The following is a 19,469-nucleotide window of genomic DNA, read 5'->3' on the forward strand; positions in this document are numbered from 1 at the left end:
GCTTCCCACAGGCATCGATCCGATCCTCCATCCTGTCCGTCTCCCCCGGCGCGGAGGGCCTGCCGGATGCGCTGCACACGGCAAGAATTTCGGCCACGCGTCGCAGCGATGGTGGCTATACGCTCGCCATAAGCGGACGTGGCCGTCTGGACGTCACGCCCCAGCAACTGCGTTTCTCCTCGCAGTTCCTGCCCATGTTGCTGAAGCGCTGGCGAAGCCTCGGGCCCGGCGGGTTGCAAGGCATGCGTTCGGGCCACGAAGCGCTGCGGCGCTGGCGGCTCGACCGGCCAACGCCGATGGAGCGGATGCGCATCCTCGATCCGGTTCCGGATCAGGCGACCATTCGCCTGACGCATGCCCGCGCGCTCGAGCTGCTGCCGGCACTGCGCCAGACCAAGATCAGTGCGGCGTGGGCCGGCTACATCGACAGCACGCCGGACGGCGTGCCCGCCATCGGTGAGATCCATAGCGTTCCGGGTTTCTTCCTGGCTGCCGGGTTTTCGGGGCACGGCTTCGGCATCGGGCCAGGCGCCGGGCACCTCGTCGCCGATCTGGTGACCGGTTCGGAGCCGATCGTCGATGCGACATCCTACGATCCCCGGCGCTTCGACGCTTCGTCCTGGGGCAAGGTCGCCGATTTCTAGCAGCTGATCCTCATCCATGCGCGGCCTCCGCAATTGCATCAGCCGTTGCGCAGAAAGGCGCCGATAGGCGCTGGCCGGACGGGCGCCTGGCCGCGAAACCGGCCGACAGCGTCAGGCGCGCAGCCGGCCTGCGCCGCGACGAGTTCGACAGCGGCCAAGTGACAATAGCGTCCCTGGCATCGCCCCATACCGGCGCGAGACAGCGATTTCACCTTGTTGGCCTCGCCGCCGCCGAAACCCGCGCGCTCGCGTATGGCTGAGGCATTCACGTTTTCGCAGCGGCAGACGACCGCGTCGTCAGAGAGTGCCCGCACCATGGCGGCCGGCCAGGGAAAGCTGCAAGCCAGACCGCCGGCAAAGCGCTCGAGCCGCGCGAGCTTGCGCAGATCGGTGCTGGCGGCGGGCGCTGGATGTCCGAGATCGGCAAGGCATGCGGCAGCTGCAAGACGCCCAGCGATCTCCGCGCCGTCCGCTCCCAGAAGACGAACCCCATCACCCGCCAGATAGACGCCGTTGCCGGCGCGACCCATCCGGTCGGTCTTTGGCAGCCATTGCCGCCACTGCTCGTCATAGGTGAAGTCGCATCCCACGAGATCGGCCAGATGGGTCTCCGCCCGCAGGTGCCAGCCCATGCCGATCATGTCGCATGAAGTGAGGCGTTGCCTTCCGCCGGCGTCGCGCCAGCGCATCGCTGTGACACCCGTCCCGTCTGCCTCGATCCGCTCGAGCGTAACGCCCGCATGATAGCGGCCGCCGAGCCTCGCCCGCAGAGCCAGGCCGCGCAGCGCGACAACCGGCCGGGCGGCCAGTCCCCAAAACCCCCGCATCTGCTGTCGCCAGGAGGAGGTATCCAGAACCGCCGCCACGTCCGCCCCAGCCTTTTCAAGTTGGGCGCCGACCAGCGTCAGCAGTGGCCCCGATCCAATCAACACGATCCGCCGCCCCAGCGCCACGCCTTGCGCCTTGAGCGCGATCTGCGCCGCGCCAAGGCTGTAGACGCCGGCGCTCTGCCAGCCGGGGACCGGCGCGACACGGTCGGACGCGCCGGTGGCAAGGATCAGGCGGTCATAGAAGATCACCTGAACGCCGCTCTCCCCCAGCACGTGCAGCCGGCCTCCATGCGCGGCGATGAGCGAGCTGCCCGCGCAATGGGTGAGCCGCCCGTCTTCGGCCAACCGGTCGAAGAGCACATGCAGCGCGCGCGCCTTCGCAGCCTCGGACCCGTAGAGCTGCTCGGGCGTGCGGGTGAACCCGTCAGGCGGACGGCGATAGATTTGCCCGCCAGCGCGCTGGCCTTCGTCGATCACCAGCGGGTTGAACCCGGCTTCGACCACGACTGCGGCGGCCCTTATCCCGGCAGGACCGGCGCCCACGATCACGATCCGTGGCGATGACTCGTTCACAGCCAGCTCTCCGGCTCCGTTGTGCGCAACCGCATGCCTTCGGTGACAAGTGTCGAGCACGCCCGGATGCGTGGCCCCTCGTCCTGCCATACCCAGCAATCCTGGCAGGCCCCCATCAGGCAGAACCCGGCCCGCGGCTCGGGTCCGAACTCGGACTTTCGCAAGGCGTGCCCTGATGCCAGCATCGCGGTCAGCACGGTGTCGCCCGCCAGTGCACTACGTATCTGGCCGTCGAGGAAGAAATGCAGCTGCCCCCGGTCGCGCTCGGCCAGCCGGACGATGCGGCCGGCGGTGATCATTCCGCGGCCTCTTGCACGGGGCGAGGACGGGGCAGTTCGGGGAACCGTTCACAGACCGCATCGAACGCCGCCTGGACGCCTTCCGACCCCGAGCGCCCCTTCATGCGACGGAATATCTCGGTCTTGGCGAAGAACCGCCAATGGATCGGCAAGTCCCTCAATATGGCGGTGAGCCTGTCGTAAGCAACTGGCGTCCACTGCGCTTCGTAGCTTTCCCGCTCCGGACCGAAATGAAAATGGCCGGCGGACGGCTTATGCCCCGCGCGCAGCCTCGCGGTCGCCTGTTCGTCGACCTCGCCATCGCGAATGACGACGCCGTAATCGCGCTCGGCAACAATCGGTGACACATAGCCGCGCCGCACATCCTGCGCGACCCGCCATGGTTCGCGTTGATGCGGATCGCCGCGCCCGCCACCTCCGGCTGAGCGGATATCGAGCACGTCGCCAGGCTGCAGCACCGCCGTGTCGATGTTGCCCAGCCGCCGCTCGTGCGCGGTCCCCGGATTCACGACCATGTCCGACAAGCCCGCCGCCTTGCCGCCCAGCACGCCCCAGGGACGAAAGAAGCTGCGGTCGCGGTTGCGCGCCGTGATCCTGGAATCGGGGGCAAAGACGCGGAAGGCCATCTCGGTCGCCAGCCCACCGCGCCAGCGACCCGCCCCGCCGCTGTCCCTGGCGAGTCCGTATTTCACGAATTCGACCGGGGTCTCGGTCTCGGTGATCTCGATCGGCGTGTTCTTGAGATAGGCTGCATCCGCGCCAGATCCGTTGGTTCCGTCGCGATGCGGCATCGCGCCGCCGCCGCCGACCACGGGATTCACCGCCGTGATGACGGTCCGGTAGGTCCGCTCGTCCGTGGTCATGACGTTGACGATGCAGTTGTTGCCAGCCGGAGCCGCGGGCAGGCGCTCCGGCATCGCTTGCGAGAAAGCACCGAAGATGACCGACCGCAACCGCGCGCAGGTGAGCGAGCGCATGCCTACCGCGGCGGGGTGGATCGGGTTCAGCACCGACCCCGTGGGCGCGATGCAGGTGAACGGCCGGGTTAGGCCCGTGTTGAGCAGTATCTTCGGGTTGAGCGTATAGAGCACGTAGTAGACACCCACCAATAGCATGGTGTGTCGCGGGTCGCCGCCCGAAGGCACGTTGAGCGAGGAGCCGAGTTGCGGATCGGAGCCGGTGAAGTCGAGCACCGCCTCCTCGCCCTTGATCGTCAGCGTCAGCTTCAGTCGGCACGGATTGGCCTCGACGGAATCCTCGTCGGCATAGTCGCAGAATTCCCATGTGCCGTCGGGCATGGAACGCAGCACGTCGCGCGCCTGCGCCTCCGCCCGGTCGAGAAGGGCGGCAACGCCTTCGATGAAGCCGGCCTTGCCGAACTTCCGCACCATTGCCTGGATCTTGCGCTCGCCGGTGTTGAGCGCGCCGACCAGCGCCTTGATGTCGCCGATGTTGAGGTCGGGCTTTCGCACATTCGTGCTCATGATCCGCAGGATGGTCTCGTCGAAGACCCCTTCCCCCATCAGCTTCATGGGCGGAAAGCGGATGCCTTCCTGATGGATTTCGGTCAGCGCCCGGCTGAGCGAAGCCGGCACCGCCCCGCCCATGTCGGTGTTGTGGATATGTCCGCCGGTCCAGGCGACGATCTCGCCCTCGATAAAGACCGGTTTCCACAGATGCGTATCGGGTGCGTGTGTGGCGACGTGGCCGGAATAGGGATCGTTGGTGAACGCGACGTCGCCCGGCCGGTAGTCGTCGACCATAGCGATCGCGCGGTGATACGAAAGCCCCGGATACCAGGTGGCGCCGAGTTCCATCGGTACGGCGAAGGTCGCGCCTGAACGGTCCATCAGCATCACGGTAAAGTCCTGCGTCTCCTTGACGAAGGCGGAGTGCGCGGTGCGGTGCAGCGTGTGGGCCATGTTCTCGGCTGCCGCGCGGGCATGGTTCGCCAGAACCTGAAGGTTTGTCCGGTCAAACAAGGCATCACTCCGGGAAGGTCAGCAGAAGGTTCAGATGGCGGTCGACGCTTGCCTGCGCTCCCGCGGGAATGGCGAAGGTGGTGTCTTCCTGAACGACCACGGCAGGTCCTTGGAACGTGCTACCTGGCATGAGGGCTTGCCGGTCGTGGAGGTCGACGGTCTCGACGCTCGCGCCCGTGTAGACCGGGAGCCGCCGCGCCGGAATGGCCGGAGCATCGATCTCGTCGATCTCCGGGAAGGAGAGTTTCGGACCTGCGCCTATGGCAGATAGCCGGACATTCACAAGTTCGATCTCGCCCTCCGGGTCGTGGAAATCGTAGAGCCGCTCATGGGTGAGGTGGAAGGCCTGCTCGATGGCGGCCACATTGCCGTCCGCCAGCCATTCCGGCAGAAGGGCGACCTCGATTTCATAACTCTGCCCGACATAGCGCATGTCGCAGGTGAGACTGAGTTCCGCCGCCGCATCGTGCCCCTGCGCCACAAGCCAGTCGCGCCCCTCATGCGCGAGCGCCCCGAAAGCCTCGCGAATTCCGGCAAGCGACACGCCCGACAGCGGGCTGAAGATGGTGCGGATGAAGTCGCCGCGCAGGTCAGCCACCAGCCCGCCCAGCGCCGACACCACGCCGGGGCGGCGCGGCGCCATGACACGCTTCATCCCGAGTTCGCGGGCAAGGAAGGCGCCCAGCATCGGCCCGCCGCCGCCGAAGGGCATCAGCGTGAAATCGCGCAAGTCCACGCCGGCGCGCGAGGCAAGTTTCTCGACCTCCACGAACATTTCCGATACCGCGATGTCGAGAATCGCTTGCGCCGTCTGCTCAATGGGACGGCCGAGCCGGGTGGCAAGCTCGCCGACCGCGCGATGCGCCAGGCCGGTATCGATGCTGAGCTGACCATAGGCCATCTCGCTGTGGCCGAGCCATCCGCACACCACCATGGCGTCGGTCACCGTCGCCCGCTCGCCGCCACGGCCGTAGCACGCCGGTCCTGGCGTCGAACCGGCCGACTCGGGCCCCACCCGCAGCACACCTTGCGCATCGACGCTGGCGATCGAACCGCCGCCGACGCCGATCGAGCTCACCGAAACGGAGGGGATATGGAGCGGAAATTCGCCGATCAACTCGCCGGTGCCGAACTGCGGCTCGCCGTCGATGATGAGCGCGAAGTCGGCCGAGGTCCCGCCAATGTCGAGGGTAAGGACCCTGTCTTCGCCTGCCTGACGGGCCAGCCACGAGGCGCCGATGACCCCGGAGGCCGTTCCCGAAAGCAGCATGTTCACGCAAGCACGCTTGCCTTCGGCGGCGTTCATCAGCCCACCGTTCGACTTCGTCAGCATGGGGCGGGCCGGCACGCCGCGGCTCTTCAGCCGCTCTTCCAGCGCCGTCAGATAGCCAGAGACTCGCGGATGAACATAACCGTTGAGGATGGCGGTCGAGCTGCGCTCGTACTCGCGAATGACCGGCCAGACCTCGGCCGAGGAGAAGACGAACAGGTCGGGCGCGAGACGCGCGATCGCCGCCTTCACGGATGCTTCCTGCGCGGCATTGCGCCAGGAATGGAGGAAGGACACGATGATCCCTTGCGCCCCGTTCGCCTTCGCCGCCGTCACCGCCCTTTCCACTGCCGCCATGTCCGGCGCCCGGGATTCGCTTCCATCGGCACGCATGCGGACCGGAATGCCGAAAACCATGTCGCGCGAGATCAGCGGGTCCGGCCGCGAGCAGAACAGGGAATACATGTCCGGCATGCGAAGCCGCGCCAGTTCGATGACGTCCTCGAAGCCGGCATTGGTGAACAGCGCGAGCGGTGCGCCCTTGCGCTGGATGATGGTGTTGATGCCTACGGTCGTACCGTGCACGAAGCGCGTCATACGGGCAGGATCAAAGCCTTCGCGTTCAGCAAGAACCCTGAGGCCCGTCATCAGTTCCGCACCCGGATCTTCCGGCGTCGTCAGCACTTTCAGCGAGGCGACGCGACCGGAACGGACTTCCAGCGCGCAGAAATCGATGAATGTCCCGCCGATATCGACGCCGACCTTCCAGTCGGCTTCGTTTTGCGCCTCATCCACCGTGCAAGCGATGGCACCGTCCATGCCGCGTCCCTTCCTGTTGCCTGCGGGAAGCTGGCACGGCCGGGTGGGAGAGGTCCAAGACGTATGATGGGCAAGGATATAAGTCTTGCTTATGCCCTCGCTTTGTCACCGCCCAGCACGGCGGAACAGGCTGCGCGGATCTGGTCGCGCATCATCTCATCGGCCCGCGAAAGGGCCCGCGTGCGCGAGGTCAGCAGCGCGATCGGAAATTCCGGCCCCGCCGCGAGCGGCCTAACGGCAAGCCCGGCAAACTGATGCCAGGGCAGCAACGCGTCGACGAGTGCGATGCCCAGGCCGGCCTGGACGAAGCCGACGGCCGAGATGGAGACATCGATCTCGAGCGATGGACAAAACGAGACGCCTTGTGCGCGTGCGGTATGAGCCAGTTCGTCGGCGGGGCGGGTGTTTCCGCGATAGGATATCAAGTCTTCGCCGACGAGATCGGCGAGCGTCAGCTCGGTCTTCCCGGCCAACGCATGGCCGGTGGGCAGCAGGCAGGCAAAGCCGACGCTGCCGGTCACCTCCGCCTCGATATCGGGGGGCAGCCGGTCGTCCATCGCCACGCCGAGGCTGACATCGCCAGCGCGCAGCATGTCGATGATCGCGGCGATCGGCGCCATATGGGACCGCAGCAAAATATCGGGATGCTGCGCCCGGAAGCTGGTGAAGGCGCGCGGCAAGATGGCCATGGCCGGTGGCGGCGAGGCCGCGACCCGCACCAGCCCCGTTCGGCCCAGACGCAGGTCTGTGGTCTTGCGGCGCAAGCCCTCCAGTCCCGCTGACAACCTCTCCGCATCGGCGAAGATTTCTAGCGCCTCCGGGGTCGGCCGCAGCCGGCCCTTGACGCGCTCGAACAGCGTGAAGCCGAGTTCGTCCTCGGTGTGGATCACGATCTGGCTCAAAGCCGGCTGGGAAATGTTCAGCATCCGCGCCGCGGCGGTCACGGTGCCCGCGCGCATGACGGCGATGAACACTTCGAGCTGACGGGCCCGCATTCCCACTCCATAGGTAAAGCTTATGGTTTCTGTCCAAACCCATCTTTGACGCAATGCCACCGCCCGGACAAGATCGGCAAGAAATTCGGTTGCTTTTAGCAAGGGGCCGCTATGGATGTGATCGTGCTGGGCGGCGGACTGATGGGGACGGCTTCGGCCTATTTCCTTGCTAGGCGCGGCGCGCGCGTGACGCTGATCGAACGCAACCGGGTCGGCACCGGAGCAACAGTCGCCTCCTTCGGCAACATCCGGCGCACGGGGCGCCATCTGTCCCAGCTTCCGCTGGCCCACCGCTCGCTCAGGCTGTGGGGCGAGGCCGAAAAAATGCTTGGCCGCGACGTGGAATTCCGTGCCAACGGCCATATCCGGCTGATCTTCGATAAAGATAGCCTCGCCGACATGCGGGCCTACGCCAAGGCGGCGCTGCCCTGGGGGCTCAAGCTGGAGGAACTCGGGCCGCGTGAGATTCATACACGCTTTCCCGGGCTCGGTCCCGAGGCGATCGCGGCGTCGTTCTCGCCGCAAGATGGCAGCGGCAATCCACGGCTGATCGCACCCGCCTTTGCCGAAGCTGCCCGCAAGCTCGGCGCGGAAATCATCGAGAAAGCCGAGGTCGACAAGATCATCTACACGGGCTCCGGTTTCCTTGTCGCCAGTTCAAAAGGTACGTTCGCCGCCGAGTGTCTGCTCAACACCGCCGGCGCTTGGGGGGCCCGCATCGCCGCGCAGTTCGGCGAAGAGGTTCCGCTCGACGCCCGCGGCCCGCAGATGGGCGTGACCGAGCCGCTGCCGCATCGGATCCTGCCGGTGGTCGGCATCTGGACCCGCGACAAGGACCATGGCGCCTATCTGCGTCAGGTCGAGCGGGGCAATATCGTGTTCGGTGGCGCGGCCGAAAGGGTGCCGGTGGACCTCGATCCAGGCCATGCGACGGCCGATCCCATGCGCCTTCCTTTACAACTGCGCGCGGTCGCGCGGCTGCTGCCGGCAATCGCGCAGGTCGCGGTCATCCGCACCTGGTCTGGCTGCGAGGGCTATATCAGGGACATGTTGCCGATCATGGGACGCTCGGCGACGACGCCAGGCCTGTTCCATGCCTTCGGCTTCAGCGGACACGGCTTCCAACTCGGCCTGGGTGTGGGCGACGCCATGGCCGAGCTCATCACGACCGACCGTTGCGAAACGCCACTTGACGATTTCAGGGTCGATCGCTTCGGCCGCGCCGCCTGAAGAAGCAACTGTCGATATCCATGGCAGTCATTCCTGCGGCCCCGTCCACTCACCAAAAGCGGACATCGCCAATGGACAGGCGACAGGCAGTTGTGCGTCCGACATTTTGGCTCGAACGACGGGAGTCGATCCTATGCGGACCATCCGACCAATGGCTCGGAGCTATCTTCCTTGGCTTAACCGCTCTATGTTGAGACAGCACGCCTGGTCGGCAGTGGTGCTAGGTGCAAGAACGCGATGGCGACCTGATGGGGCGGCCGCTCAGCATCCCGGCACCACTGCCGAAAGCGGACGTCGTTGACAGCGAGATTCATCGCGGCAGAGCACAGCCTTCGGAGGCGGTTAGTTTGGTTTGGTTTGGTTTTATGGGTGAGTGATCGCTCTACATGACACGGAAGCCGCAACCTGCCACCAAGCTCTCGCCAGGGCCAAGCACTGACAATCCATTCCATTTTTCGATCGAGCCGCGGTTGTGAGCATCGACGACATGACTTACCGGCTCAAAACAGAAGAAATTGCTCGCCCGCGATGGCGAATAAACCTGGTAGAAGTTCAGGGGCGACGACGCTTCGATCCTGAGGCCACGATTTTGCTCTGGCCAACATATGGAAGCGACGCCGTCCCAGCCGGCAAAGGCATTGTTTATCCATCCGCCTGGCAAGACGGTCGGCGTGCCGAAATTCCAATCGGGACGGGTTTTGACATCCACGAACCCGTCGGGAAGATGGTCGGGCCGTTCGAGGCAGACCTGTGACGCCGGGGCATGAAGCGTTGTCCGTGCGGTTCTTGGCAACCACGGATGGATGCCAAGCCCGAACGGCAGCCTGACCGGCGCGCGGTTGACGATTTGAAGCAACAGTTCAAGCGTCTGTCCGGTCAGCGCGTAGCTCACCTCGGCGCGGTACCGGTACGGGCCGGGTCCGTCGCTGATCAGCGATAGCCTGGCTTGGTCCGGCGTCAGGCTGTCGACATCCCAGTCGCTTGAAAAGCCATTGCCGTGAATGGGAAACGGCTCGCCGGCAAGGTTGGGAAGCAGTTCGTGGAATTTGGCGTCGAAGGTGAAGCCGCCGCTCGAGATGCGATTTGACCATGGCAGGAGCAAATTGCAGGCGAGATCGAAGGGGTTCGAACTCCCGTGCTCCGGCCACGGCCTGAACAGCGGCACGCGGCCATGGTCGAACCGCGCCAGACCGGCGCCAAGCGACGGAACGATTTCGGCGGACAGGTCGCCGCTTCGAATTTCAACAGTCTGGATCATCAAGCTCTGCTGGGATCGGCCTTGGCAGCGGCGGCAGGCTGTTGATGGCGGCCCTTGCGGGCGACAGCGAGAAGGTCGTTCGAAGCGATGCCGATCAGCGCCTTCATCTGGTCGTGGGCCTCGTCGACCCTGCGCATGCGGATTGCCTCCAGCACGTCGCCATGCGCGCTGAGCGTCTGCTGATAGTTGGCGGTGGCCGATGTGGTCAATCGGAAGGAGAAGCTGAGTGCTGCCGCAAGCATGTTGCCGAGATTGGCGAAAACCGGGTTGCGGCTGGCGCGAAGGATGGCCGTATGAAACCGGACATCAGCGTCAAGACAGGCGGCAAGGTCATCCTCCGGCGCAACGCGCATGGCCTCATAGGCGGCTTCGATGACCGCGAGATCCCCGGAGGTCGCCATCTTCGCGGCAAGCTGGGCGGCAGCCGGCTCGATGACCAGCCGCGCCTCAATCAATCCGCGGACGAAATCGAGATCAGGCTCGATATCGCGCATCCATTCGAGAACCTGCGCATCCAGCCTGTTCCATTCGCTCGACACGCGCACGCGCGTCCCCGCCCGCTTGCGCGCCTCGATCAGCCCTTTGGCCGAAAGCGTGAGAAGCGCATCGCGAAGCGCGGTGCGGCTGGCGCCGTAGATGACACACAGTTCAGCCTCCGTCGGCAGCAGCGCGTGCTGTGCATAGGTGCCGGCGAGAATCCGCTGTCCGAGATCGCGCGCGATACGATCCTTCAGGGATGACGTGGCGCCATCCCCGACAGACGGGTCCTGCTTGCCTTGACCAATCGAAGCCGTCACCGCGTCCATAGTCATGTCCTGTTCAAGTGGTACTCGGCAATCACCACAGCAAGGATTAGCAGCGAGCCTTTTGCAAGCAATTGATAAAAGGTTGGTACCGACGTCAGTATCATTCCGTTGTTGAGCACGCCAATGATGGCGACGCCGAGCAGCGCGCCGACAATCGTTCCCTTGCCGCCCTGCAAGGCGCAGCCACCCAGCACCGCCGCTGTAATGGCCTCGAGTTCCAGGCCCTGCGATCCGGATACAGGCTGCCCTGAGCCGGTGCGGGCAGCCAGCAGGATCCCGGCCAGTCCGGCGGCAACGCCACTCATGATGTAGATGCCGACGCGGTAGCGGTTGATGTTGATGCCGGAGAAGCGGGCGACAACCGGATTGCCGCCGAGCGCATAGATGTTGCGGCCGACGATCGAGCGCGCCAGAAAGAGATGGAACACGATCGCGGTCAGAACAAGAATCCAGATCAGCAGCGGCAGGCCGAGGATCCGCCCAATGCCTATGAACCGGAACGTGTCGCTGAAGATGGCGATCGACTGACCATCGGACATGATGAAGGCGATGCCGCGAAAAATCGCCATGGTGCCGAGCGTGGCAATGACCGCATTGACCCGTCCGTAGGTGATGATGATGCCGTTGACGAGACCAGCAAGACCGCCAAGGACCAGGCCGGCAACGATGCCCGCCGACGGCGACCCGGTCGCCTGTATGGCCATTGCAGTCGATACGGTGGTCAGTCCGACAGTGGCGCCAACGGCGATATCGAGGCCGCCGGCGACAATGACAACGGTCTGGCTCATAGCCAGCACGCCGAGGATGGTGATGCCGAGACCGATGTTGAGCAGGTTTCGGCTGGAGAAAAACACATCGCCGCGCAGCGAACCGAAGATGACGACGAGAATGGCGAGCGCGACCAGCAGGCTGATATTGTGGACGCCAAGGCGCTCCACAAGGCGCGAGGAAGCGCCGCTGGCGTCGGTCTGCGCTTTCGAGGCGCGAAGCTCGAGGCTATTCATTGGATGTGGTCTCCGAGCGCTGGTGCGGATTGCGGCATGGCGTGTTTGAGGATCGTCGCCTCGTCGATGTCGGGCCGGGACAATTCGGCGGTGATCCGGCCTCCTGCCATGACCAGAACCCTGTCGGCGAGGCCGATCAGTTCCGGCATTTCCGAAGAGATCAGCATGATGCCGATCCCGCTTGCCGCGAGTTCATCGATCAGCCGATAGATTTCCGCCTTGGCGCCGATGTCGATGCCGCGGGTCGGTTCGTCGAGGATGAGCAGCATCGGCTGCCGGGCAAGCCAGCGCGCCAGAACGACTTTCTGCTGGTTGCCGCCCGACAGCTTTGAAACCTGTTCGTCGAGATTGGGAGCCTTGATCGACATTTTGGCTGCCAGCGGCGAGACAATCTCCAGCGCCTTGCGCCGGTTGAAGAAGCCGAAGCTCGACGTCTTGTCGGGCACGCAAAGTGCTGCGTTGTCGAGAATGCTTCGAAACAAAAGCAGCGCCTCGTGCTTGCGGTCCTCGGGGGCAAAACCGATGCCGGCGACGATCGCCGCATGCGGACTGTTGGGGAGAACGGACACACCGTTCATGGCTATGGTGCCGGCCAGACGCCGGTCGTAGCCGACAATCGCCTTTGCCAGTTCGGAGCGACCCGCGCCCATGAGGCCGGCAATGCCGAGCACTTCGCCGCGACGAACCCTGAGACTGACATCGCTGACGCGGTCGGTGGTCAAGCCCGCCACGTCCAGCAACGGCTCTCCCGACCGCCAGGTCTCGCGGGTGAACAGGTCGGCAATGTCGCGGCCGACCATCAGCTTGGCGATGGTCTGTTCGCTGGCGCCGGCCGCCGGCGAATCGTCGACCAGCCTGCCGTCGCGCAAAACGACGATGCGGTCGGCAAGGTCGATGATCTCGTTCAGCCGGTGCGAGATGTAGATGACCGACGTGCCCTCCTCGCGCAGCCGGCGAATGACGGAAAATAGGCGGCGCGCTTCGTCATCGGTCAATGACGAAGTCGGTTCGTCGAAGGCGATCAGCCGGCCGCCGGCACGGATGGCGCGCATGATCTCGATCATCTGGCGCTGCGCCGGTCCGAGCGTGCTGCACAGTTGCCGCGGTCGCATGTCCTGCTGCATGCCGAAGGTCGCAAGCACCCGGTCGGTCTGCTCCTCGAGCTTGCGCCAGTCGAGCAGGACGCCTGCGAGCCGCGGCAGTTCGCCGACGAAAATGTTCTCGGCCACCGTCAGGTTGGGAACGATCTCCGGCTCCTGATGGATGACGCGAATGCCGGCCCGGTGGCTGTCGCGCGGTTCGCCGAAAACGATCGGCGTGGAACCGTGCCGCACGGTGCCGCTGTCGGGCCCGAACACGCCCTCGAGAATGCGCAACATGGTCGATTTGCCGGCGCCGTTCTCGCCGACCAGAGCGAGCACCTCACCTGGCCGGAAAGCAATCGAGACGCTCTCGAGCGCCTGCACGACGCCGAAGCGCTTCGATACCTTGTCGAGCGAGAAGAATTCCGGTTGCGTCAAAGCTCACTCCTCCCTGGGATCGATCCGTGCACTGAAGAGCGTCATTCGCCGTTGGGGGGGCAGACGCCGGTGCGGGTGACGTGGAGAGCTTGGCCTTGTAGTCCGAGGCAAAGTTGTCGGCGGTGATGTATTCCGGGTCGGTGAAGGATTGAACCGGCAGCTGCGTTCCATCCTTGATCGAGGCCAGCAGGATCTTTACCGCCAGCGCGCCATGGTTTGCAGAGTTCAGCCACATCGTACCACGAAATGCCGAAGGCTTTCCTGATCCGAAGGCATCACAGGCGCGACTGCCGTCAATGCCGATGCCCATGCCCTGGTCCGGGGTGTAGCCGGCGTTTTCCAAGGCACGCGCCCCACCCAGCACGCCGTCGTCATTGCAGGAATAGAAGATCCAGTTGGTGACGCTGGGGTTGGCGGTCAAGGTGGTGGTCATCACGTCGATGGCATTGACCATCGTGTTGTCGTAGGGGACGCGAACGATGTTGCCGAGCTTGAAGTCGGGCACCGCCTTCAGGAACGCCTCCTCGGCGCCCTTGTTGCGCTGCATGCAGGTATCCGCCTTGCGGTCCTCGATCGAGGCGATGCGCACTTCCTTGCCGGCCCAGCCGTCGGCCTTGTAGAGCTTGGCCAGCTCTTCGCCCACCCGCGCACCGATATTGTAGGCATTCATGCCGACATAGGGGACTTGGGTGCCGTCCTGGTAGTAGATGTCGTCATCGACCGCCACCAAAGGAATTTTCGCCGCCTTGGCCTTCTCGGCGATGACTGGTCCGAGCGCCTTGTCGGGAACGACGATTGCGATGCCCTTGACGCCGTCGCCGACCATCGTGTCGAAGGTGGTAATCGTCAGATTGGCGTCGAACTGCACGTCCTGCGACACGAAGGTGGCGCCGGCCGCCTCAGCCGCTTTCTTGGCGCCGCCGACTTCGGCGACGAACCATGGATGGTCGCCCATCTTGTTGATGTAGCCGATCTTGATGTCGTCGGCGCTTGCCGCGCCAGCCATCAATCCGGCAGCCAGTACCGCAAATGTCGCCAAAGCCTTTGTCGTGGTTTTCATGGTGGTCCTCCCTGAGGTGGTGGTTATCAGTCGTGGTAGAGAACCGAGCGTCCACCATCGATGGTGATTGTCTCGGCATTGATGAACGGCGCTTCGTCGGAAGCGAGGAAAACCGCCGTCATTGCAACTTCTTCCGGCCGGCCTATGCGCTTGGGCGGATGAAGGTCGTTGGCCCGCCGCTTCTCCTCGGCGGGGTCTGGAAACGTGTTCCAGTAGGCTTCAGCGATCGGCGTCTCGATGTAACCGGGCGCGATCGCATTCACGCGGATGCCGCGCGCCGCAAATTCGATTCCGAGCGACCGGGTCAGGCCGACAAGCGCATGCTTGGCGACCGGATAAGGGAATGTGTGGGGAATGATCCGGAAAGCGTGGCAGCTCGCTATGTTGACGATCGACCCCGAGCCGTTCGCCAGCATCGTCGGCAGAACCGCCCTGGCGCAGAACCACGCGGCCTGGAGGTCGAGCCTGAGACAGCGGTCCCATTCCTCATCCGGCATCAGCAACGGCTCGTGGAAGACGTTGGCGCCGGCATTGTTGACGAGAACATCGACGCCGCCATAGGTCGCGATCGTCCGGGCGACCATGTCGGCGACCGCCGAGGTGTCGGTGACGTCGGTTTCAACGAAAAGGGCGTCGGCACCCTGGGCACGCAATTCGTTGGCGATCACCTTGCCGGTTGCCGCATTCAGTTCGGCAAGCACGGTCTTTGCGCCATGCGCTGCAAATGCCCGGGCGGTGGCGGCGCCGATGCCCTGGCCGGCGCCGGTGACGATTGCGATCTTTCCTTCGAGCCGGCCTGTCATGGCGCTCACCAATCGACCACGGTGCCGTCGGGCAGGACGGCATTGCGGGCATGCAGCACTTCCTGCTTGAAGGGGTGGCGCGCGATGACGTCCTCATTGACGGTGACGCCAAGGCCCGGCAGTTCGGGCACGTCCCAGCGACCCGGTTTGCGCTGGATCGGCCAGGTCACGACGTCGTCGTACCAGGCGACCGCGCCGGACATCTCCTCCTGGATGATGACGTTCGGTGTCGATATGCCGAAGTGAAGTGCTGCGACGCCGGCGATCGGGCCGAGCGGGTTGTGCGGCGCAAGGCCGATGCCCGCCGTTTCCGCCAGGGCCGCGATCTTCTTGGCCTCGAGCAGGCCGCCGGTGTGGCAGATATCGGGCTGGGCGATGTTGAAGGCGCGCGCCGCGATCGAGTGGGTGAATTCGCGGCGCCCTATCAGCCGCTCGCCGGACGCGATCGGCACTGTCGATCGCGCGGTGATATGCGCCAGGCCGGCGACATCTTCGGGCGGCACCGGTTCTTCGGCGAACATGATGCGGGCCGGCTCGATCGCCTTGAGGTAGTCCATCGCCGCGCTGACGGAGGCCGGGCGTCCGTGAAAATCGACCATGATGTCGATATCAGGACCGACGGCTTCGCGCAGCGCGCCGACCATGTCGGCAACGGAATCAACCGCCTTCGCCGGCGAGACATAGTGGGTGTAGGGAATACAGACGACCTTGACCGCGTCATAGCCGGCCTGGGTGACGATGCGTCCGCGTTCGACGATCGTGTCGGCAGACCCGCTCTCATAGACCGCCTTCATGTCGCCGAGGCCGAGATGCGTGTAGGTGCGTAGATAGTCGCGGACTTGGCCGCCCAGAAGCCGCCAGACCGGGACGCCCAGCGACTTGCCGAGGATATCCCAGAGCGCGATCTCGATGCCGCTGACGGCGGACATTCCCTCGACACCAAGACGCCAAAATCCATGGCGCGTCAGGATCTGGTAGCACTGTTCGACATTGCGCGGATCCTGCCCGATGAGCAGTGCCTCAAGGTCCTGCAGCGCGCCGACGACGGCACGCGTCTTCCATTCCAGCGTCGCCTCACCCCAGCCAAACAGGCCAGGCTCGTCGGTTTCGACCCGAACGAAAACCCAGTTGCGCATTTCCGCATTGCAGACCAGCGCCTTGATGGCCGTGATTTTCATTGGTCCTCCCCAGACGTGCCGTCTTTTTTCATGGCAATATGTATGATTTATTCTGGTTAATATGTGCAAGTCAAGTGCCGGCATGGCCGGCTTCAGGTCGTATTTTTTGCTGCACGTGCCGGCAACTCACTACCATTAGGTCCAGGATGGTCAGGTCAGGCCCCATTCGCCTTTCAGCAGCGAATGACCGCGGCAGGCGCAAAGCGCGTCATCAGGGGTCAGAGCCCTTCAACGTCGGCACAGGGTCAGTTCACGTCGATGCATGCAGGGCGCTGAAGGGCCGCTCCTGGCCCTCCGAGTCTCGAAGCCGCAAGTCCGCTCCCGGCCCAATGCTGCTTGGCGGCTTTGCGCCTAATGTCGGCCGTAGACGTCGGCCGTTGCCGGCCAGCAAGACGAGGTTCCGCGGCCGCGACCGCGTCGGATGGGCCTTCATCTTCAGCGCCGCCGCCTACAATCTCGTGCGACTGCCAAAGCTCATGGCGGAGACCGGCCGATGGCCAAGGTTCCCGGCTTCGTCAAGGCCTTTGCCGGCCGCTGGCGCATCGTCGAGATGGATGTTTGGGATAACGACTTCCTCGATCTCGTCGCGGAAGCGCATCTGACATTCAAAGGCTTGGCGGATGGCGAGATCGCCTTCGGCGCACTCAAGGGCTTCCTCGACGTCCGATATGGCACCCGCGATGGCTCAGCCTGCGCGGAGCTCTCGTGGGAGGGGCATGATGAGAACGACTCAGCCTCTGGCCGCGGCTGGGCTGTCTTCTTCAACAGCCTGCTAGTGCTTGCACTAGGACTTGCAGCCCTTCAGCCTACCTCAGCAAGGCGGCCGTCACCGGAGGGGTACCCAACGGCCGGCCCACTGAGCCATGCATGTCGATGAAGAAGGCCGCCCGTTGCGAGGAACGGTGCCGTTGAAGCGCGAATATCACTCCCTTCTTCGGCTGGTGTGATCGATCGACCTGACCCCAACGACCTCCTGCTGCAGAAGGAACCGAAGCGGCGCGGCATCGTTGATCCTTAAGATCAAGTCGCAGACGGGGCTTCAAGTCTGGTTGATGATCTTGATGCTTCCGATGGACCGATTTTATGGCTGGCAGCGTCATCGAGCCGGCGAACCCAGGCTCGCCATCGCAGAGTGTGGCACCATCACCTGTGGAGACACAACTGGCGCTTGGAGACATGGCCCGCGCAAACGCTGGCGGTCGCCTTTGTGTCATCGCCGCTGCGGTTCCGCTCCTGTTCATGATCAGCGGGCTTGTCATTCGGTATGCTGCATTCCATTCAGTCTCGGCAGTACCAGGCTTCGAAGCTTATGCGCGTGCGCTCTGCAGGTGGGACTGCGCGTGGTATGTGGACATTTCCGAACACGGCTACGAACGTTTTCCCATTCCAGGCCAAAGCAACGTCGGACGCTGGGGCTTCTTTCCATTGTATCCCACGCTCGTGACGACTCTTCGGTTTGCTTTCCCTTTTCCCACGATTCTGATCGCGACGATCACCTCGATTGCATGCAGCTACGCCGCCTGCCTTGTGGCATGGCCACTTCTGGAGAAGAACATGCGCGCTTATATACTGTATTGCGCGTTCCTGCTTAGCGGCCCGTTCTCCTTCCACTTCACCACGTTCCTTACCGAACCTCTTTTCGTGCTCCTGACTTCGTGCGTCTTTTTGGCACTCAAGCGCTCCAACTACCTGGCCGCTGGCGTTTCATGCGCTTTGCTGTCGGCAACGAGGCTGGTCGGGGTCCTTGCTGTGTTTGCAACCGTCATCCAAATGTTCGAGCAGCACCGCCAGCAGGGCGGGTCGGCGGTGTCTTTCCCGCGATGGGTGCTTGGTCGTCCGGATATGCTCGTAGCTATCTTCATCTCGCCCGCCGGCTTGTTTGCTTACATGCTCTTTTTGTATCTCACTGTCGGGGACGGGTTTGCGTTCTTGCACGTCCAGCGCGCGTTTGGGCGGGTTGCTGGCGATCCGCTCCTTTTTCTATGGGACGGTCTCGCTGCTGTGCCGACAAAAGGATGGCTGCCCACGGCGCCGCAATGGAGCGCGCTCGCAGCGATCATAGGGCTGACCCTATCGGTCGTTCTGGCGGCTCGCAGGCGATATGGCGCTGCGCTCTTCTGTGCGAGCAGCATCATCCTGCCGTTGATCACCAACCTGGCTTCCATGGTTAGATACGTCATTGGGCTTGCGCCCCTGATGATGTTGATTGCCGAGCTGCTGTCGGTATCGAAGCTGACCTATCTCGTGACTTTGGCTCTTTTCCTGAGCGCATGTTATTTCATGACTGTGGCGTGGATTGGAGGCTATCTTGCCCTGGTCTGACAGCCTGTCACCCTTTGGCCGTGCTGCCTCGACTGGCGGCTACGCGCTGGCGTTGGTTCTGGCCGTGTCCGAGATCATCATCCTCGCACTCGCTCTCAATCCAGATGTCAACGCCGATTATCGGGCCTATTACATCGATCGCACGACGACGTGCCTCAATCGCGATGCGGTTGGCAGCTACACTCCTGGCCAGACGGTATCGTTCCGGTCCGACGGCGCCAAACAAGCAGCCGGCATGATGGTCTGCGGTTGGTCGGGCCCGGTAGGCGACGGAACCCATTCGCTGGGCGAGACCTCTCGGCTGAGACTGGAAATACCTTCCGTTCGCGACGGGCTTACGGCAACGCTACAAATGTCCGCCGTCATTCGTCCACCACAGACCACTCAAAGGGTAATGATCTCGGTGAACGGAGTTCGGGTACACGAGGTAACGCTGTCGAGCAAAGACCCGACGACGATCTCGTTCGCGATCCCGCACGCAGCGTTTGCCAGCGCAAAGGTACTCGAAGTGACTTTCGACTATCGCGACGGGATTCCGCCAAGCCCGGCCGCCAGCAAGATCTACAAACGCGCCATTAAATTGGTATCGTTCCGGCTGGACGCCAGCTAGAGCACTTCACCGTTTTGCGGAAACGGTGAAGTGCTCCAACTCTTTGTTTTGACGCAATTCCGGACGGAAAACCGCTTCACAACTTTCTGGAGTTGCCCTATTTCAGCAGCACAACAGTTCCGTGATTATCTCATGCGCCTGCACCTCCCGGATGGAGGACAGCCGGCGTTGGCAATAGATCGGGAAGTCGCGTGCCTCCTCGCTGCTGGCCGGCAGCCAATCGCAATAAAGGCAGAGCGCGGCGGGCTCGAGATCATTGGAGCCGT

The 19,469-nt window shown here is 63.8% G+C and carries 17 protein-coding genes and 1 pseudogene; 5 read left to right on the top strand and 13 right to left on the bottom strand.

Annotated elements, in window-relative coordinates; all coding sequences use genetic code 11:
* Window positions 1-644: NAD(P)/FAD-dependent oxidoreductase (locus NKH19_RS25825; RefSeq protein WP_352982983.1), on the top strand; the 644-nt coding region annotated here is incomplete at its 5' end.
* Window positions 645-682: 38 nt separating this feature from the next.
* On the opposite strand, the gene NKH19_RS25830 is transcribed toward NKH19_RS25825, so the two are convergent.
* The 5 genes from NKH19_RS25830 to NKH19_RS25850 form a co-directional block, all read right to left on the bottom strand.
* Window positions 683-2,053, bottom strand: a complete 1,371-nt coding sequence (locus tag NKH19_RS25830) for an FAD-dependent oxidoreductase (RefSeq protein WP_502911033.1) — start codon at window positions 2,051-2,053, stop codon at window positions 683-685.
* Entirely contained in the window at window positions 2,044-2,346 is a 303-nt protein-coding gene (locus NKH19_RS25835) for a (2Fe-2S)-binding protein (RefSeq protein ID WP_352982984.1), read from the bottom strand. The genes NKH19_RS25830 and NKH19_RS25835 overlap by 10 nt, the downstream gene beginning before the upstream one ends.
* On the bottom strand, window positions 2,343-4,328 hold the full coding sequence (locus NKH19_RS25840) for a hydantoinase B/oxoprolinase family protein (protein WP_352982986.1): 1,986 nt from the start codon (window positions 4,326-4,328) through the stop codon (window positions 2,343-2,345). Before NKH19_RS25840 ends, NKH19_RS25835 begins: the two co-directional genes overlap by 4 nt.
* 4 nt (window positions 4,329-4,332) lie before the next feature.
* Window positions 4,333-6,417 (bottom strand): hydantoinase/oxoprolinase family protein, encoded by a 2,085-nt coding sequence (locus NKH19_RS25845; RefSeq protein WP_352982988.1) that lies wholly within the window; start codon window positions 6,415-6,417, stop codon window positions 4,333-4,335.
* Window positions 6,418-6,506: 89 nt separating this feature from the next.
* The gene (locus NKH19_RS25850; RefSeq protein WP_352982990.1) at window positions 6,507-7,412 is read right to left on the bottom strand and encodes a LysR substrate-binding domain-containing protein; all 906 of its coding nucleotides are present in this window, start codon (window positions 7,410-7,412) and stop codon (window positions 6,507-6,509) included.
* Between the two features lie 111 nt (window positions 7,413-7,523).
* Here NKH19_RS25850 and NKH19_RS25855 point away from each other — a divergent pair, with 111 nt between their 5' ends.
* Window positions 7,524-8,642: an NAD(P)/FAD-dependent oxidoreductase gene (locus NKH19_RS25855; protein WP_352982991.1), complete on the top strand. Its 1,119-nt coding sequence runs from the start codon at window positions 7,524-7,526 to the stop codon at window positions 8,640-8,642.
* Between the two features lie 382 nt (window positions 8,643-9,024).
* On the opposite strand, the gene NKH19_RS25860 is transcribed toward NKH19_RS25855, so the two are convergent.
* The 7 genes from NKH19_RS25860 to dgoD are packed head-to-tail and all read right to left on the bottom strand — an operon-like array spanning window position 9,025 to window position 16,271.
* Window positions 9,025-9,900 carry an aldose 1-epimerase gene (locus NKH19_RS25860; protein ID WP_352982992.1) on the bottom strand — a complete coding sequence of 292 codons (876 nt, stop codon included), beginning with the start codon at window positions 9,898-9,900 and terminating at the stop codon, window positions 9,025-9,027.
* Window positions 9,900-10,706 (bottom strand): FadR/GntR family transcriptional regulator, encoded by an 807-nt coding sequence (locus NKH19_RS25865; protein ID WP_352982993.1) that lies wholly within the window; start codon window positions 10,704-10,706, stop codon window positions 9,900-9,902. Before NKH19_RS25865 ends, NKH19_RS25860 begins: the two co-directional genes overlap by 1 nt.
* 2 nt (window positions 10,707-10,708) lie before the next feature.
* Window positions 10,709-11,710 (bottom strand): ABC transporter permease, encoded by a 1,002-nt coding sequence (locus NKH19_RS25870; RefSeq protein ID WP_352971164.1) that lies wholly within the window; start codon window positions 11,708-11,710, stop codon window positions 10,709-10,711.
* On the bottom strand, window positions 11,707-13,230 hold the full coding sequence (locus NKH19_RS25875; RefSeq protein WP_352982994.1) for a sugar ABC transporter ATP-binding protein: 1,524 nt from the start codon (window positions 13,228-13,230) through the stop codon (window positions 11,707-11,709). The genes NKH19_RS25870 and NKH19_RS25875 overlap by 4 nt, the downstream gene beginning before the upstream one ends.
* Window positions 13,133-14,290, bottom strand: coding sequence for a substrate-binding domain-containing protein (locus tag NKH19_RS25880; RefSeq protein ID WP_352982996.1), 1,158 nt, complete (start codon window positions 14,288-14,290; stop codon window positions 13,133-13,135). Before NKH19_RS25880 ends, NKH19_RS25875 begins: the two co-directional genes overlap by 98 nt.
* A 26-nt stretch (window positions 14,291-14,316) precedes the next feature.
* A complete protein-coding gene (locus tag NKH19_RS25885; protein ID WP_352982997.1) occupies window positions 14,317-15,093 on the bottom strand; it encodes an SDR family oxidoreductase in 777 nt (258 codons plus the stop codon).
* Between the two features lie 5 nt (window positions 15,094-15,098).
* Window positions 15,099-16,271 carry a galactonate dehydratase gene (gene dgoD, locus NKH19_RS25890; protein ID WP_352982999.1) on the bottom strand — a complete coding sequence of 391 codons (1,173 nt, stop codon included), beginning with the start codon at window positions 16,269-16,271 and terminating at the stop codon, window positions 15,099-15,101.
* A 493-nt stretch (window positions 16,272-16,764) separates the two neighbouring features.
* On the opposite strand from dgoD, the gene NKH19_RS25895 reads away from it, so the two are divergent.
* From NKH19_RS25895 to NKH19_RS25905, 3 genes are all read left to right on the top strand, one after another.
* Entirely contained in the window at window positions 16,765-17,148 is a 384-nt protein-coding gene (locus NKH19_RS25895; protein ID WP_352983001.1) for a hypothetical protein, read from the top strand.
* Window positions 17,149-17,354: 206 nt separating this feature from the next.
* Window positions 17,355-18,593, top strand: a complete 1,239-nt coding sequence (locus NKH19_RS25900; protein WP_352983002.1) for a putative hexosyltransferase — start codon at window positions 17,355-17,357, stop codon at window positions 18,591-18,593.
* Complete coding sequence (locus NKH19_RS25905; RefSeq protein WP_352983003.1) at window positions 18,580-19,203, top strand: hypothetical protein; 624 nt, start codon at window positions 18,580-18,582, stop codon at window positions 19,201-19,203. Before NKH19_RS25900 ends, NKH19_RS25905 begins: the two co-directional genes overlap by 14 nt.
* Window positions 19,204-19,305: 102 nt before the next feature.
* Here the strand turns inward: NKH19_RS25905 and NKH19_RS25910 are convergent.
* Window positions 19,306-19,464: pseudogene (locus NKH19_RS25910) on the bottom strand (AraC family transcriptional regulator); the annotation flags it as partial.
* Between the last annotated feature and the right edge of the window lie 5 nt (window positions 19,465-19,469).

It is taken from the genome of Mesorhizobium sp. M1338, from assembly GCF_040318045.1.
Taxonomy (GTDB): Bacteria; Pseudomonadota; Alphaproteobacteria; order Rhizobiales; family Rhizobiaceae; genus Mesorhizobium.